General features: G+C 42.6%; 15 protein-coding genes. 2 read left to right on the top strand and 13 right to left on the bottom strand.

Annotated features, from left to right (window positions below):
- Positions 1-6: 6 nt before the first annotated feature.
- The 11 genes from ACWYU8_RS03390 to ACWYU8_RS03440 all read right to left on the bottom strand — a co-directional run bounded on the left by ACWYU8_RS03390 (position 7) and on the right by ACWYU8_RS03440 (position 9,653).
- A complete protein-coding gene (locus ACWYU8_RS03390) occupies positions 7-1,446 on the bottom strand; it encodes a CpaF family protein (RefSeq protein WP_457517152.1) in 1,440 nt (479 codons plus the stop codon).
- A 12-nt stretch (positions 1,447-1,458) separates the two neighbouring features.
- Positions 1,459-2,682 carry an AAA family ATPase gene (locus ACWYU8_RS03395; RefSeq protein WP_457517154.1) on the bottom strand — a complete coding sequence of 408 codons (1,224 nt, stop codon included), beginning with the start codon at positions 2,680-2,682 and terminating at the stop codon, positions 1,459-1,461.
- Between the two features lie 2 nt (positions 2,683-2,684).
- Complete coding sequence (locus ACWYU8_RS03400; RefSeq protein ID WP_457517156.1) at positions 2,685-3,206, bottom strand: TadE/TadG family type IV pilus assembly protein; 522 nt, start codon at positions 3,204-3,206, stop codon at positions 2,685-2,687.
- On the bottom strand, positions 3,203-3,673 hold the full coding sequence (locus ACWYU8_RS03405; protein ID WP_457517158.1) for a TadE/TadG family type IV pilus assembly protein: 471 nt from the start codon (positions 3,671-3,673) through the stop codon (positions 3,203-3,205). Before ACWYU8_RS03405 ends, ACWYU8_RS03400 begins: the two co-directional genes overlap by 4 nt.
- Before the next feature lies 1 nt (position 3,674).
- Positions 3,675-5,042, bottom strand: a complete 1,368-nt coding sequence (locus ACWYU8_RS03410; protein ID WP_457517160.1) for a pilus assembly protein TadG-related protein — start codon at positions 5,040-5,042, stop codon at positions 3,675-3,677.
- A 26-nt stretch (positions 5,043-5,068) separates the two neighbouring features.
- A complete protein-coding gene (locus ACWYU8_RS03415) occupies positions 5,069-5,293 on the bottom strand; it encodes a hypothetical protein (RefSeq protein WP_457517161.1) in 225 nt (74 codons plus the stop codon).
- A 12-nt stretch (positions 5,294-5,305) separates the two neighbouring features.
- Positions 5,306-6,778 (bottom strand): type II and III secretion system protein family protein, encoded by a 1,473-nt coding sequence (locus tag ACWYU8_RS03420; protein ID WP_457517162.1) that lies wholly within the window; start codon positions 6,776-6,778, stop codon positions 5,306-5,308.
- A 7-nt stretch (positions 6,779-6,785) separates the two neighbouring features.
- Positions 6,786-7,523: a Flp pilus assembly protein CpaB gene (cpaB, locus tag ACWYU8_RS03425; RefSeq protein ID WP_457517164.1), complete on the bottom strand. Its 738-nt coding sequence runs from the start codon at positions 7,521-7,523 to the stop codon at positions 6,786-6,788.
- 15 nt (positions 7,524-7,538) lie between these two features.
- Complete coding sequence (locus ACWYU8_RS03430; protein ID WP_457517166.1) at positions 7,539-8,846, bottom strand: AAA family ATPase; 1,308 nt, start codon at positions 8,844-8,846, stop codon at positions 7,539-7,541.
- A 100-nt stretch (positions 8,847-8,946) separates the two neighbouring features.
- The gene (locus ACWYU8_RS03435; RefSeq protein ID WP_457517168.1) at positions 8,947-9,435 is read right to left on the bottom strand and encodes an A24 family peptidase; all 489 of its coding nucleotides are present in this window, start codon (positions 9,433-9,435) and stop codon (positions 8,947-8,949) included.
- A 20-nt stretch (positions 9,436-9,455) separates the two neighbouring features.
- The gene (locus ACWYU8_RS03440) at positions 9,456-9,653 is read right to left on the bottom strand and encodes a Flp family type IVb pilin (protein WP_457517170.1); all 198 of its coding nucleotides are present in this window, start codon (positions 9,651-9,653) and stop codon (positions 9,456-9,458) included.
- Positions 9,654-10,074: 421 nt separating this feature from the next.
- On the opposite strand from ACWYU8_RS03440, the gene ACWYU8_RS03445 reads away from it, so the two are divergent.
- Both ACWYU8_RS03445 and ACWYU8_RS03450 read left to right on the top strand, forming a co-directional pair.
- On the top strand, positions 10,075-10,830 hold the full coding sequence (locus ACWYU8_RS03445; RefSeq protein ID WP_457517171.1) for a helix-turn-helix domain-containing protein: 756 nt from the start codon (positions 10,075-10,077) through the stop codon (positions 10,828-10,830).
- Between the two features lie 146 nt (positions 10,831-10,976).
- Positions 10,977-12,662 carry an AMP-binding protein gene (locus tag ACWYU8_RS03450; protein ID WP_457517340.1) on the top strand — a complete coding sequence of 562 codons (1,686 nt, stop codon included), beginning with the start codon at positions 10,977-10,979 and terminating at the stop codon, positions 12,660-12,662.
- Positions 12,663-12,737: 75 nt separating this feature from the next.
- On the opposite strand, the gene ACWYU8_RS03455 is transcribed toward ACWYU8_RS03450, so the two are convergent.
- A complete protein-coding gene (locus ACWYU8_RS03455) occupies positions 12,738-13,364 on the bottom strand; it encodes a methyltransferase family protein (RefSeq protein ID WP_457517173.1) in 627 nt (208 codons plus the stop codon).
- Between the two features lie 319 nt (positions 13,365-13,683).
- Complete coding sequence (gene fusA / locus ACWYU8_RS03460; protein WP_457517175.1) at positions 13,684-15,771, bottom strand: elongation factor G; 2,088 nt, start codon at positions 15,769-15,771, stop codon at positions 13,684-13,686.
- Positions 15,772-15,827 lie beyond the last annotated feature (56 nt).

Here is a 15,827-nt window from a genome sequence, read left to right on the forward strand (position 1 = left end):
TACCTCCTATCGAACTTTCTCATTAAAAATTTCAAATGGAAGGTCCAAACCTCGTTTAATCAATTGGTCATGACAATCTGGAACAATCCCTGTCGCTACGTAATCACCAAGCACATTGCCGTTTTCATCCACGCCTTGCCTTTGGAACTTAAAGATTTCGGACATAGTGATCACTTCCCCTTCCATGCCATTAATCTCCTGAATGCTGACCATACGACGTTTACCGTCTTCCTGACGGTCCATCTGCACGACAAGGTTTATAGCCGAAGCAATTTGAGAGCGAAGGTTTTTCGTCGATACGTTCCAGCCAGCCATAGAAAACATGTTTTCGACACGGCTTAATGCATCTCGTGGCGTGTTCGCATGTATGGTCGCCAGTGAGCCATCATGACCAGTGTTCATGGCCGATAACATATCTACCGCTTCACTGCCCCTGACCTCACCAACAACGATGCGATCCGGCCTCATACGTAAGGAGTTTTTGACTAACTCGCGCTGAGATATTTCGCCCTTGCCTTCGATATTGGCCGGACGAGTTTCCAGCCTCACTACATGAGGCTGCTGCAGTTGCAACTCAGCCGAGTCTTCGATGGTGACAATGCGTTGATCAGACGGAATAAAACCCGACAAAATATTAAGGGTAGTCGTTTTACCTGAGCCTGTACCGCCGGAAATCAGGATGTTTAACTCACCGACTACCGCTGCATTGAGGAACTTCGCCATCTCTTCCGAAAGTGAATTAAGTTGCAGCAAGTTTTCCATATTAAGTCGATCTACTGCAAAACGACGGATTGACACTGAGGCACCATCAATCGCAAGCGGTGGGATGATGGCATTAAAGCGAGAGCCATCTTTAAGTCTCGCATCGACCATTGGAGAAGACTCATCGATTCGGCGTCCAACCTGGCTGACTATTCGGTCAATAATGCTGCGTAAATGGCGGTCATCAAGAAAGGTATGCGGTGTCTTTTCGAGTTTACCAAACCGTTCTACAAAGATACTTTTCGGACCATTGACTAGAATATCGGACACCGTTGGATCCGCTAGCAAAGGCTCAAGCGGGCCCAAACCAAAGATCTCATCTTCAATCTGGCGCAGCATACGATTACGCGCTTCTGAGCTAAGCGGGTGAGTCTGGTCTTCTGCAATTAATTGAACAACCGCTTCTCTTAGTTCTTCTTTAGCTCGGTCTTCCTGAAGGTGTGACAACAAACCTAAATCTAACGTATCCAATAATTTACTGTGATAGTAATGTTTTATCGTCTGATCATGCTCGAGCTGCTTTCTTTCCGCTTCCATCATGCGGATTTTTTCTTCGATTGATGAAGAACTCAGAACATGACTTTTTTCAGTTTTGGTAACCGGATTACTGCGAGTCTCACCTTTGCTAGTTAGCAATTCAGCATCTGAAAAGTTACTGCCAACATTCTTCCTTTTAAAAAACATAGCGGCTACCTGCTAAGAAAATAATTTGCCTAACCAACTTTGGCCTTGCTTGTCTGCAGGCTCTTCCAGTTGATGTGAGATACCAATAAGTGAAGATTTAATCGCACTGTTTTTCTTTGATTGCACAATCGGTTTGCCCAAATTTGAACATTCCATTGCAATAGAGAAATTGTTCGGTACTAACAGAATGTCTTGGTTCGGAAATGCTTGTTCGATGTCTTTAATCGTAATCGATGTTTTCTTTTCATAACGATTAATCACCAACCGCACCTGCCCTCCGGTTAAACCGTAGTCCAGTTGGAGCGATTTTAAGTAATTTGCGGCATGCTTGATCGACGTGACATTTTGCTGCATCACCAGATAAACATAGGAAGCGGGTGCTACTACATGCTGAAATACATGTTCAACCCCGTGAGACATATCGACAATAATATGTTTATAGTATTGGCGTAAAAGCGGAATCAAAGCACTTACCTTTGTCGCACGATCATAGTTATCTTTGATGTTATCTGAACTAAAACATAAATAATTAACACCTGAAGGATGTTTGTAAACCAATCCCTCTAGAGATAATTCATCGAGATCATTCATTGTGTCAATGACGTCATTTATACTGTACTTGGGTTTGCTATTTAGATAATCTGCAGCGTCACTAAACTGCATACCCAAATCAATAAGTAAGACCTTGCCTTTCGAATACTCAGATAACGCAATGGCCGTATTCAGTGCTACGGTTGTCGCTCCAGAACCGCCTTTGGTATTAATAAATAGCGACAATTCACCGATTTCACTGCTCGAGGCCTTTTCGTTGGCAATATCCTCTAACAGTGGCAGCAACTCATACAAGCCAACTTCGCGATGTAAGTAGTCAGACGCGCCTAATTTTAGCGCTAACTTAAGAGATGTTGTGTCATGCTCATCACCAAAAACCACCAATGCAGTTTGGTTGCGTTGCAAATTGCCTTCATTGGAATAAATATGGGAAATTTTTTGCGCCCAACTGTTACCTGCTTCAATGTAGATAACATCCGGAGTTCGTCGTTCACCTAGTGAGGTTACTGCAACCTTACTTAAATCCAACCATTCAATATTAATATTGACGCACTTGGATAGCTCTGCTTCCATCGTACTTTTAAATTCAGCAGTATCATAAATCACCCAAATATTAATATTTGTTTTAAGGGAATGGATGCTGCTTGTTTTTTCTTCTTTATTTATTTCTACTGGTTTCAACATAACTACTCCCCACAATTCTCTCTTACGGGCAATTCACCTTCCGGCCTCAATATCCCTAAACTTTCAGCAGGTAAAATCGTTTTAAACTCTGGGCTGGCGCCCGTAGCGTTAATTAGTAAAGATAAAACCAAAAATTTAAACGTATAATTTGCTTCCGCCTTTACATACCGAATTGTCGAAAAAATTGAATTAAGAGTAGCTATATTCGGTGACTCAGAAAAAAACTCGTCGACATTTACTTCATTACCATTGGCATTTAAATAGCTGATTTTTAAATTATCTGCAGTAAAACCAGGTGGATACAAGCCTTCAACTGCCGGTAATGATTTAATATCGTCACGATCGGCTATATAACAAACTGTGGCTAAACGAGCCGCTCTACGGGTGACTTCATTGGCCATCTGTATAGAATAAAAGTAGAGCGCGAATTCGATAATCGAAAAAATCACCAGTAACACAGCTAAAGCTATCAAAGTAAATTCAACCTGAGTGACCCCCTTCTGTTTGACTTTCCATTTACTCATGGCGCTGTCCTCATTCTACTTGATGCGCCAATTTCAAAAGCAAGTGAGGTATCAGTAAAAGGAAGAGTGCTAAATATTGGCACATAAGTGTAGCTTGCAGATACGACAACCTCTTTTGAAATGGCAGTTGGCAAGGTAACCGAAACTTTATCTTCATCAAGAAACTTCAGAAGCTCAGTGTCAGCATCGGTTTTAACAGGTTTACCGTAAACCACCATATTTATAATCTTCCCTGGTTCTGCGACACTTCCAAAATTAAGTTCACCGTAAGTATCTACTACCGCATACCGAACTCCATTTTGCAAAGCTTTATTAATTTCTGTGTACTGAATGAACGCTCGGCTTACATCTATCAACAATGCCAATAACATAAGCAATACTGGCAGACAAATAATAAACTCAAGAGCAGCCAGACCGGATTGGCTTTTCTTATTGCTTCCAACAAAAGAGTAATGGATACCGTTCATATCAAGATGCTCCGCTTAGAGGATCTTTATACAACTGAATTCGATAAAAACCTGCATCAGAAGCCTCTACACCAGTTGAACCGTTGTTGATTGGACAATCGTATAAAAATTGTCCAAACACATTACCACCTGTCGATGCATTGCCATCCACTTTCTGCAACAAGAAAAAACAACCAAATCCCTTAACCGGATAGTTCGTTTTACCCGGTTCAGATTGTGAACAATCAATTATGGGTATTCTTAAAATTCGTCGTTCTGGCTGTGCTTTAGGTTCATCAATATGTATTTGCTTGTTATTTTCAGACTCAACACACCCAATATCTCTAACTGTACAATCTAAATAATTCTTGTAAAAAAAGTCGCTAGAAGTAACTTTAATACCGCCACCTTCTAGTTCTTCTGTTGCAAGAGTGGCTTCTTTGACATAAATATCAGGCTTTACTTCACCGTCTTCCTTGATCGGCCCCGTAAAGTCATTTAAACGAGTGTTAAGTCCCTGTGCTACGGGCCCAATATTATTACCAGTCTTGGTTACCACCTCGTTTCCTATCGTTGCGCAACCATTGTAACCGCCAGCCATCGCTCTACGGATAAGTGACGCCCCAGCCCCATCCTCGTTACCATTACCGTTATTACCGTTATTACCGTTACTTGGACTATCGTCCTCTTCAACCTCTTCAACTGTAGATTGGCTAAAGTCTATCAACTGAAAATTGCCAGCACCCATCGCTGTGTTTTGCTGATCACTAACTTTAAGCGCATGTATCGTAGATGCAAGCGTCGATTCGGTAGGATCATAACCACTAGGATTATAGCCCCATACTTGTTCAGCCGTAGAGTTTGGATGACTACAAACCGCCATTGGCGTTAGATTACACGAGTGTGTGATTGCCGCACTCGGCCCTGCAACAGCACTGGCAGACACATCTTTCCCAACTCCAAATATATAACTTAGATATTGTGTCAAATTAACATTGCTCACAGCTACTCGAACATAAATATCATCACTACTAAGTGGTGAAATACTACCTGCTGCGGCAAAGTTTTGATTATCCGTGGAGAAAGTAATAGAAATGTTCTCAGATGTATAAACTAATTCTTGATTACCAGAAGAAGAAGCAAAACTATTCAGTGCATCTATTGCTGCCTCTTCTGAGAGTTTAAGGTCATTGGTTTCATCAGCCACTACGGCCGATGCTAAAGCCGCTGAGTCTACTGCATTTTGCAAACGCGCTTTATTTAAGACCTGATGATTTAAATCCATCGCAAATGCGCCCATACCAATTAGTATAAGCATGATCAGGCTAATTAAAACTAAAGTGATCCCTTGCTGAGAGCGCTTCATTGCCGTTGGTTTTCTACACCTCATAGCGGCCTCCTAAGTGAAATCATCACTTAATTTTTCTTCTCTACACCATTATTGTTGTACACTCCCAGACTGGTTTGTGTACGTTCGCCACTGCCCTCTGGCAGGTAGTCTATATTTTCATACCATGCGTTGGGGTTAAGTGTCTGTTCCGCATGCAATTGACTTAAAGCCACACCCAATTCAGGATCATTGGCGCAACCAGTTAAGACAAAAACTCCCAAACAAGCTACAAATTTTAACAATTTTTTCATCTTACTTTCCCTCTACAGACTATGGCCAAACTGTCCATCTGTACCACCGTCACTGGTAGAGAACTGATAGTCAGGTTCATTTATAACATTGGCTTTAGAACCACCATCTAGCTGATATTTGTCGAAGTCCAAGCTTGCCCCCTTGCCTAGTAAATAAAACTCGACGTCATTCGGACTAACAAAGCCATCGGTTGGTAGGGTAATTTTGCGTCTGTCTACTGGTTTAGCTAATCGAGGGGTAACCAAAATCACCAGTTCCGTCTCTCCAGAAGTAAACTGCTCACTCTTAAACAGACGTCCTAATATTGGCAAATCAGCTACACCAGGTAGACCTTCATCAACATTACGAGCATTTTCACTCAACAGCCCTGCAATCCCCATCGTTTGTCCATCAGCCAATTCAAGCGTACTACCCGCACTGCGTGTAGTGAGAGGTGGGATGTAATATGCGGCATTAGTATCACCAACGCTATAGGTCACTACACCTGATGTCGCCAACTCACTTACACTGACATTGAGTTTTAAATTGATTTTTTTATCACTAAGAATGTAGGGGATAAAATCCAATGTTACGCCATATTCTTTGTAATCGATGGTGATGCCGTCTTCATTAGGTACTGGGATTGGGAATTCACCACCTGCGACAAATTCAGCTTTAGTACCACTCAGTGCTGTTAAGCTTGGTTCAGCAAGTACCTTAGCCACACCATTTTGTTTGGCAATGTCAAGGGCGAAAGTAAATAGCGTGTTACTGTCGATAAATGAGCCTAAAAAGCCAAATTCATTGACCCCTGAGTTGCCACTCAAGATTGGACCAATATCATCAATCGCACTGCCTATCGTGGTTGCCCCCCAAGTAATATCGCCGCTCTTTTGGAAAAAATGAAAGTTGGAATCAAAGGTACGGACTAATGAGCGCTGCACTTCTGCCACGGTCACTTCAAGTGTCACTTGTTGCGCACCGCCAATAGACAACAAGTTGATGACTGAGCTGTCACTATCTTCTTCTTCGTCATCGCTCTCATCAACAGACTTACCCGCCGCAAAAGTTTCAGCTACTTTAATCGCCACATCCATATTTTGCTGGCTGCTGACCAAGCCTCTTAATACGATTTTATCTTGAGTACTATGAACTTCGATATTCTCGTCCGGCAAAAATTGGTACAGTTTTGACTTTAAGGTATTAAGATCGTGGGTTACTTCGACGTTAAAGGATTCAATGATGCGCCCACTGCGATCCCATACCGATACATTGGTGGTACCAAGCTTTTTACCGATCAAATACAACTCGTTTGATTTCAGCACCAGTATGTCCAAAATCGTCGGGTCACCCAAGGTCACTTTTTTTGCACTGCCTGATATCATCAGCTGAGTAGACTGGTGGTGAGGTACACTCACTACACGTCCCGATTGCGCGGCTGCATAGACATTGGCTGTGACTAACACCATGATTAAGTGGCTTAAAATTAGTATTGTTCTTTTCATAATTCACCTAATTGCTCACGCGTACATTAGAAGTTTGCGAACCCTTAATCACTGTCACACTCGGTCGTGGAGTGTAAGTTCTCACTGGCGGCGCTTTATCAACAGTAAGCGGATTTCTCAACGCCAGCTGAATACTGCCCTTACTGTTTTCTGTTAACAATTTTTCCGCTTCTTTTGGTGAAACCTCTAAGGTAACCGCTCGTACGATAACTGGCTTGTTATCTTTTGTTCTTGCCGTTTGGTCCACCGCCAGCACTTTGATGTTCTTCAAAACAGTACTTGTTCCATTACCTTTGGTATTTAGCACATCGACTTTATTGCCTGGTAACAGGAAACCTGCCACACCAATAACATCGTTAACGCGTATGGTCAGGGCTCGCTTATCTTCTGGAATCATCGCAGCGAGTGTCACCCCTTCTCCCAATACCGCGATACGATTAGGATTGATGAGCTCCCCTTCATAAATGGAGTTGGCTACCACCTTACCAACCGCCTGGGACGGTTCCGTTAGTGTCGTTTCATCAATCCAGTCCACTTCCATTAATTTAGTCGTCAGATGTTTCGCTTCAACAATTACTCCCGGATCTATCTCCATCGCAGCAACCAGCACCGGGTGGCGTTCCACTTCTTCCAGCTTCACGGTCGGTTGCGTCTGACTGTCTAACCACTGCTTTGCGATCATTACCGCACCTAAACCAAAGGCGATAGATAATAACAACAACATGGCAACTTGTGTCTTGCTCATGACATCCCCTCATTTTTATTCATCAACGGTAAAATAGAGTCCCCAAGCTCGCGTCAAAATATCTGTTGACACTTGCTCCCCTATTTCCTCAAACTTCAAAATATCTCGGCTAATCCCTAAAATGTCTTTTGGCAAACACGGGAAATACCCGGTACCAGTCTCATCATGCAGCTGTTTTAATCGGTCAAAAAAACCGTCGGTTAAAACAAGCTGATAGGTATTCGCCAGTTCCATCCATAATTGGCAGTACTCCTCTAACTCTAGAGGATTAAATTCAATCTTGTAGCCAAGTCGTCTCAAAAATGCAGGATCGGCAATCGAACTCGGTGGAAGGTTGGATGAAAAAGCGAGCGTAAGCATAAATGGGACCGATATCTGTTGTCCATTTGGTAAACCAAGGTGATCAACGAAGTATTCCATCGGCACAATCCAGCGATTGAGTACAGCGGCAACCGGCATAGCTTGTCGGCCTAAATCGTCAATCACAAAAATGCCGTTGTTAGCCATCATTTGCAGTGGCGCATTCCATACACGGTTATGCTCGGTGTGGTTAACTTCCAGCATATCCATGGTTAGTTCACCACCCACCTGGATATTGGGCCTTTCACACAGTACCCAACGCTTATCATAGTGCTCACCCAATTTAACGAAGGTTTTATTGTGTGAGTTATCGATCCGTTTATGGTGATGCTCAGAGAACACTTTGATGATATTGCCGTCAGCATACACTGCGTGAGGGATAAACACCGAAGTGTTCAAGGCATTTAAAACTCTCGCTGCAACATAACTTTTACCAGTACCAGCATGTCCGTACAACAATAATGCCCGACCAGAATTAATTGCCGGCCCTAAAACAGGTATTAAACGCTCCGCACCATAAACATCGTCCAGTGCTCGTTCAACATCCGCACGGGCAATCGGTTGGTTACGTAAATTCTGTCGCTTAACAATGTCCCAATACTGCGGCAGTGAGACAGGAACCGGACCTATATATGCTTCTCGTCGAAAGGCCAACTCAGCTTCTGCCATACCTAACTCGGTTAAGCCATAGCGAATGTTAGAATAAGAACTGGTTGCATTTAACGGTTGATACACTTCCACCCAACTGCGAGCACGAAGTTGCGCAAGCGAGTTTTCGACAATGGATGAAACCACACACATTCGACTGGATAGCTCGACCAAGTTGGATTTCGGATAAGCGGAAATATGTTTGATAAGAAGGTGTTCTATAACCGCACTCGGTACGCCTAAGTCATCTTCTGACGTTGGCGTTGGTGGTGGTGAAATTTGTGGCACTAAATTGACTTTAGGTATTGTAGACATGGTTTGTGCCCTCCTGATGTATGGCACGGCTAAATGTGGCAACTCCCTGCCAAACCTTACAAATCACTGTGGCCGCAACCTGACGGTTTAATGTGTTAACCTAATGAATATAAAAATAGTAAGCCAAACCTATCACTATTGCCGGGGCAAATGGAATTACCAGTCTTTGATTGTTTTTCCATCCTGGAGTCACTTTTTGTAAAGCATAATACTTGATTTGCTCTCCAAACGTATAACGGGAAGAGGCCAAATATTGTGCCAGGTAAAACAGACCTACGACTCCACCCGAAACAATAACAAGCGGAAAGGCCTGCAACATATTTTCTGGTCCCAACCAAAAGCCAAGAACTGCCAGCAACTTAACATCGCCACCAGCCATGACCTTTAGAAGATACAAGATAAAGCACACTGCAAACGTAACAACACCACTATATAAATGTTCTAATCCATTTAACGCAGAGACATACATTACGTTCACAGTGACCATAACCAAGAGCAGCATTACTGCTTTATTGGATATCTTATTTTCCTGCGCATCTGATACACCAATTGCAATAAGCAATGACCAGATGGCTATTTCTAGTATCAAATTACTTCGAACCTTTTGGCCTATGATGCGGTTGTTGAACCTATGCCTGTGATTTGACCTTCAACACTATCGAACTTAGATTTGAGAGCGGTCCAAAACGATGTACCACCGACTAAAAACGCAGCAACAATCAGTGCCGCACCAAGGATATATTCTAGAAGAGTAAGACCTTCTTCATCATTCCAAAAGTCTTTCAATACTTGTGTAAATTTGTTCATAATTTTTGCCCCCTAAAGATCCATCTCAACCTCAAAAAATCAAAAAAGATCTTTATTACTTTACTGAATTTGATTTGTAACCCCTGTGAAAACATCCGTATCAAGGTGTTTCGATGTCAATTTAGGTTAGAAAAGTGTTAGGTCGTTAGGATTTTCTTGCCTTTAATTAGGATATTTTTGCCATTTTGTTTATTGAGAGTTAAAAGTTTCACCTATGAGACTAATGGTAGTGAAATTTGGGAGCGATATCACGTTTAAGTGGTTATTTTTAATCCATAATCGTTTGAATAATTAAACTAATCAATGATTGTTTTGATCAAAAATCGATGATTAAAATAATTAGCCTTAATACTCTAGGAATGAGATTTGGCTGATTACTAACTTACCTACGCTTGCTAAGTATGAGTTAAATGGATGTTATATGGAAAGGCTGGCCAAAGCGCACTGGATAGGTGAACCGTTACAATCTCTTCCTGAGCAATTTCGCTGGATTTTTGCTCAGTATTTTGACTTAGCCGATCACGGCAATGACATTTCCATCATAAGCGATAAGACTTCCGATCACTTTTTTTACTATGCTAATGGCAATCAAAACGCGTCGCTTAAAGGTGTCGTAACATTATGTGAAAATCTGGATAAGAAGCTTATCGTCGTTCATTCCAACATTGTCGATCACAATCTTATCGCTCCCGACACAGCCAACAACGGATTACCACCAAAGCATGTTACTTCCGAATGCTATGCATTGAGCGACAATTATCTCCCTCACTGGCTTTCCCAAATCAAGTTAAAGTACTTCTTTAACCGTAACTTAGATGGCTCATCGCTATCTTCGCATAAAACTTTTCCGAGGAAAGGCAAATCAAACTTCGCTGACGTCGTTGAATACATCGCCAATAATGCCCATACAGACATACGAGAAGAGGCGGCGGCGGCGCTTTGCCATTATTCTCCAACCTATTTTTCGAAAGTGTTTCGTCGACATGTCGGCATGTGTTTTCGTGACTACGTTACCGCTAAACGTATTGCTCTGGCAAAAAAGATGCTTACCGAAGATGACTCAATGAAGATTGCCTACATTGCTTACAAATGTGGCTATAACGATGTCTCTTATTTTTCTCGCATTTTTAAGAAGAAAACCGGCTTTTCTCCCGCTAGCTACCGTCAACAGTTTTAAATATCAAGACTTCTATTCTGGTGTTTATTTACGCCAACCTACCCACACATTTGCTCAAATGCTTTCTCGGATTGTTAACCAACATGCTAAGATTAACAATATATTAACAACTATAAAATCAACGAGAAGACATGGAGTCACTTATGATGCATCAGCCGAACATCAATACTTCTGCTGGGTGCGCTCTCCCGCCGCCAAATGAAATGATTCTAAAGTGGGCAGAGGAGCGTCCAAACGAGGTTTACTTAAAGCAAATCATCAATAGAGAGTTTGTTGAATACACTTATGCCGAAGTGGCCGATCAAGCCCTGAAGCTTGTCAGTGCATTGCGTAATCTAGGCGTTCAGCCTGGCGACAAGGTCGCTTTGATATCGAAAAACTGTGCGGAATGGTTTATCTGTGATCTTGCCTTAATGCTGGGAGACTATGTTAGTGTTCCCATCTTTCCTACCGCTGGAGCCGACACGATTGAATACTGCATCACGCACAGCGAAAGCAAAGCACTGATCTGCGGTAAACTGGATGACGCTAAAGCGACGCAGCAAGTGTTAAACGAAATAAGCGACCTGATCAGTATCGCGCTGCCTTATAACACCGCGCCTGTGTGTCAGCATCAATATACTCAACTCATAGCACAAGAGATGCCGAGTGAATCGCGTCCAGTTCACTACGACGACAAATTGATGTCTCTGGTTTATACATCCGGAACGTCGGGTTTGCCAAAAGGCGCCATGCTAACGTACGGCGCGTTCAGCTGGTCAGTGCAACAGTTGATTAATCATATCGGCATCCAACCCAACGACAGACTCTTTTCCTACCTGCCATTAGCACACATCACTGAGCGTGTGTACATTTTTGGTTCTTCAATCATGGGAGGCGTGCAGACCGCATTTCCTGAATCTCTCGACACCTTTATTGAAGATGTAAAAATGCAGCGTCCGACTCTGTTTATCTCGGTGCCAAGATTATGGACGTTATTCCAACAACGTATTCAAGACAAGTTACCGCAAAAGACGCTGAATATTCTGCTCAAGATTCCGTTCGTCAACGCTTTGATTAAGAAAAAACTCGCCGTTGGGCTGGGGTTAGATCAAGCTCGGGTGCTAGGTTGTGGTTCCGCTCCTGTATCGCCTGCACTGTTAGAGTGGTACCACAGCGTAGGGCTGGATATCACTGAGGCTTGGGGGATGACGGAATCCTTTGCTTACAGCACGATTAACTATCCGTTCAGAGCCGATAAAATTGGTACCGTTGGCAATGCTGGCCCGGGAATTGAACTCAAAATTGCCGATGATAGTGAGATTATGGTGCGGAGTAAGGGGTTATTCTCGGGCTACTACAAAAATGATATCGCAACTCAGGAGTCGTTCGATTCGGAAGGTTGGCTGCACACCGGTGATATTGGTGCGATAGATTATGATGGATACCTGACGATTCAAGGCCGTAAGAAAGACACGTTTAAAACTGCAAAAGGGAAATTTGTTTCTCCGGTGCCTATCGAGAAGAAATTGTTCGAATACAGCCGAATTGAGATGATGTGTCTGATTGGTTTAGGCTTACCTGGCCCAATTCTTTTGGTTGTTCCACATAACTTCCCCCACTTCGACAAAGCGCGTTACGAGCGTTCCACAAGTAAAGTCATTGAGAGAATGAATCAGGAATTGGAATCCCATGAACAAATTAAAGGCGTGCTAATGATCAAAGAACCGTGGAATATTGAGAATGGCGTGCTCACTCCTACCCTCAAGATCAAGCGCCATGTACTTGAACAAAAGTACCACGAGCTTGGGCACAACTGGCCGAAAGATAAGCTGATAATTTGGGAGAAATAAGAACAAAAGAGCAACGATTACAATAAAGAATCGTTGCTCTTTAAATTAGGCTTTCATATGGAATAATATGACTCCTTAGAACAGTTTGGGAATGAGCCTATAATGGACTTTTTTCTGATAGGCAATATATTCGCTATTTTTAGAAAGAAGTCTTTCCTCAAAAATTATTCTGGTAATCAATAAAGCCCAAGTCAAACAGTAGAGCATAAAGTTCCATAAAGATGGTACAGCGAGTAGAAAACCTATATGGGTTATAAAATACCCAAAATACATAGGATGTCGAATATATCTATATAATCCGTCTGATTTTATTCCTCGGTCGGCTGGCACAATGCCAAAACTTCTTCGTAAACTTAGCTTTGCCCCCACATGTAGCATCAACCCAATAAGTAATAAAACAACACCAATCCCTGGAAGAAAAGGTTCTCCACCTTTATCAACGAGTAACACAGTAAAAGAGCCAGCATATGCAACCAACCAATCGCTGAGCTTAACTGATATATTTTGTGTTTTACGTCTGCATATTACTAACACTAAAACAAGTCCTTCAGACAAAAGTATTAATAATGGGTATATATATTGAGAAGTAAGTTCTTCTGGAAAAAGACGAAAGCACAACCAAGCGTACAGACCAATTAAAGTGACTTGTTCTGTTAAATCCATAATTCTGTTGATATTAGGTGTCACATCCAATTTCTGCACATCTGAATCCTCTATGAAGTTACGACATCAGGTTATTATTATAAGCCAGCTTTTATCTTTACTACATGATATGTCACATAGATCATCAAAAATATCCAAGAGCAGGCTAAAAATAGACTATAACCAATTAAGTGTAGCTGTAGTTTAGACTAAAACTATGGCATCCGACCTAGCAATGTATACAAATCTCACAAAAACAGATTTGTCGCTTATATAAATCCAATATGCTTTCTTGGGGAACGAGCCAAAATTGATCGTTTGGGAGAAATAAAAAGCCCTGCACTAGGCAGGGCTTCAAATCATAGAGTTAACTTAAGAATTACTTCTTAGCGTTACGCTCTTTAACGTCCGCGATTACTTGATCAGCAACGTTGCTTGGACATGGTGCGTAGTGTGCGAACTCCATAGAGAACTGACCACGACCAGAAGTCATTGTACGTAGAGTACCGATGTAGCCGAACATTTCTGATAGAGGAACATCTGCTTTGATACGTACGCCAGTTGCACCAGCTTGTTGGTCTTTGATCATACCACGACGACGGTTAAGGTCACCGATTACGTCACCAACGTGATCGTCTGGAGTGAACACGTCAACTTTCATGATTGGCTCAAGAAGTTGCGCGCCTGCTTTAGGCATAGACTGACGGAATGCGCCTTTAGCTGCGATTTCAAATGCGATTGCAGATGAGTCAACTGCGTGGAAGCCACCGTCGAATAGTTCAACTTCAACGTCAAGAGTCGGGAAGCCTGCAAGCACACCAGTTTGCATCATGCTAGCAAAGCCTTTCTCAACTGCTGGCCAGAATTCCTTAGGAACGTTACCACCAACAACAGATGACTTGAACGTGAAACCTGAGTTTGGCTCACCTGGTTTGATACGGTAATCGATCTTACCAAACTGACCAGAACCACCAGACTGTTTCTTGTGCGTGTAGCTGTCTTCGATTGCTTTAGTGATAGTTTCACGGTAAGCAACCTGAGGAGCACCTACTTCTAGCTCAACACCGTAAGTACGTTTTAGGATATCTACTTTGATATCCAGGTGAAGTTCACCCATACCTTTCAGGATAGTTTCGCCTGAGTCTTCGTCAGTCTCGACCTGGAATGATGGATCTTCTGCAACCATTTTACCGATCGCGATACCCATTTTCTCAGTTGAACCTTTGTCTTTAGGAGCAACAGCGATAGAGATTACTGGCTCTGGGAAGATCATTGGTTCTAGAGTACATTCGTGCTTAGGATCACATAGAGTGTGACCAGTTTGAACGTTCTTCATACCAACAACTGCGATGATATCACCAGCTTGTGCTTCAGTGATTTCAGTACGGTCGTTTGCTTGCATCTCAACCATACGGCCGATACGTTCAGTTTTACCAGTCGCAGAGTTAAGAATGGTATCACCTTTCTTCATGCGGCCAGAGTAGATACGGATGAAAGTCAGAGCACCGAAACGGTCATCCATGATCTTGAATGCTAGCGCTTTTAGTGGCTGATCTGCATCAACTACCGCTTTTTCACCTGTTGGTTCACCAGTTTGTGGATCAGTCAGGTCTTGTGGCTCAACTTCTGTTGGAGCTGGTAGGTAATCTACTACCGCGTCAAGAACAAGTTGCATACCTTTGTTTTTGAACGCTGAGCCACAGAATGTTGGGAAGAATGCTAGATCACGAGTACCTTTACGGATACATGCTTTGATTTGCTCAACAGTTGGTTCTTCACCGTCCATGTAAGCCATCATTAGATCGTCGTCTTGTTCTACAGCAGATTCGATCATAAGTTCACGATATTCTTCAACGTCGTCAACCATGTCTGCAGGAACGTCTTGAATTTCGTAGTTTTCTGGAAGACCAGAGTCATCCCATACGTATGCTTGACGGTTAAGTACGTCTACAACACCAACGAAGTCATCTTCACGACCGATAGGCAGAGTCATAACCAATGGGTTAGCTGCCAGTACGTTCTTAACTTGTTCAACAACGTTGAAGAAATCAGCACCCATACGGTCTAGTTTGTTTACGAAGATGATACGTGCAACTTCTGATTCGTTAGCGTAACGCCAGTTAGTTTCTGATTGAGGTTCAACACCGCCAGAACCACAGAATACACCGATACCGCCATCTAGAACTTTCAGTGAACGGTATACTTCTACTGTAAAGTCAACGTGTCCAGGAGTATCGATAACGTTTAGTCGGTGTTTTTTCCACTCACAAGTTACCGCAGCTGATTGGATAGTAATACCGCGCTCTGCTTCCTGTTCCATGAAGTCAGTAGTAGATTCACCATCGTGAACCTCACCTGTTTTATGGATTTTACCAGTAAGCTTAAGAATACGCTCAGTGGTAGTGGTTTTACCCGCGTCAACGTGCGCGAAAATACCAATGTTTCTGTATTTCGATAAATCTGCCATTGTCTTACTCTGTTAATAAGGTATAAAGTGCGCGCAGAGTATATCACAATCTGTCA

It is taken from the genome of Vibrio limimangrovi (assembly GCF_054064025.1).

Bases quoted from the DNA above. Each gene is read 5' to 3' on its own strand.
- ACWYU8_RS03390 (WP_457517152.1), bottom strand. From the start codon at position 1,446: ATGTTTTTTAAAAGGAAGAATGTTGGCAGTAACTTTTCAGATGCTGAA.
- ACWYU8_RS03395 (WP_457517154.1), bottom strand. From the start codon at position 2,682: ATGTTGAAACCAGTAGAAATAAATAAAGAAGAAAAAACAAGCAGCATC.
- ACWYU8_RS03400 (WP_457517156.1), bottom strand. From the start codon at position 3,206: ATGAGTAAATGGAAAGTCAAACAGAAGGGGGTCACTCAGGTTGAATTT.
- ACWYU8_RS03405 (WP_457517158.1), bottom strand. From the start codon at position 3,673: ATGAACGGTATCCATTACTCTTTTGTTGGAAGCAATAAGAAAAGCCAA.
- ACWYU8_RS03410 (WP_457517160.1), bottom strand. From the start codon at position 5,042: ATGAGGTGTAGAAAACCAACGGCAATGAAGCGCTCTCAGCAAGGGATC.
- ACWYU8_RS03415 (WP_457517161.1), bottom strand. From the start codon at position 5,293: ATGAAAAAATTGTTAAAATTTGTAGCTTGTTTGGGAGTTTTTGTCTTA.
- ACWYU8_RS03420 (WP_457517162.1), bottom strand. From the start codon at position 6,778: ATGAAAAGAACAATACTAATTTTAAGCCACTTAATCATGGTGTTAGTC.
- cpaB (WP_457517164.1), bottom strand. From the start codon at position 7,523: ATGAGCAAGACACAAGTTGCCATGTTGTTGTTATTATCTATCGCCTTT.
- ACWYU8_RS03430 (WP_457517166.1), bottom strand. From the start codon at position 8,846: ATGTCTACAATACCTAAAGTCAATTTAGTGCCACAAATTTCACCACCA.
- ACWYU8_RS03440 (WP_457517170.1), bottom strand. From the start codon at position 9,653: ATGAACAAATTTACACAAGTATTGAAAGACTTTTGGAATGATGAAGAA.
- ACWYU8_RS03445 (WP_457517171.1), top strand. From the start codon at position 10,075: ATGGAAAGGCTGGCCAAAGCGCACTGGATAGGTGAACCGTTACAATCT.
- ACWYU8_RS03450 (WP_457517340.1), top strand. From the start codon at position 10,977: ATGCATCAGCCGAACATCAATACTTCTGCTGGGTGCGCTCTCCCGCCG.
- fusA (WP_457517175.1), bottom strand. From the start codon at position 15,771: ATGGCAGATTTATCGAAATACAGAAACATTGGTATTTTCGCGCACGTT.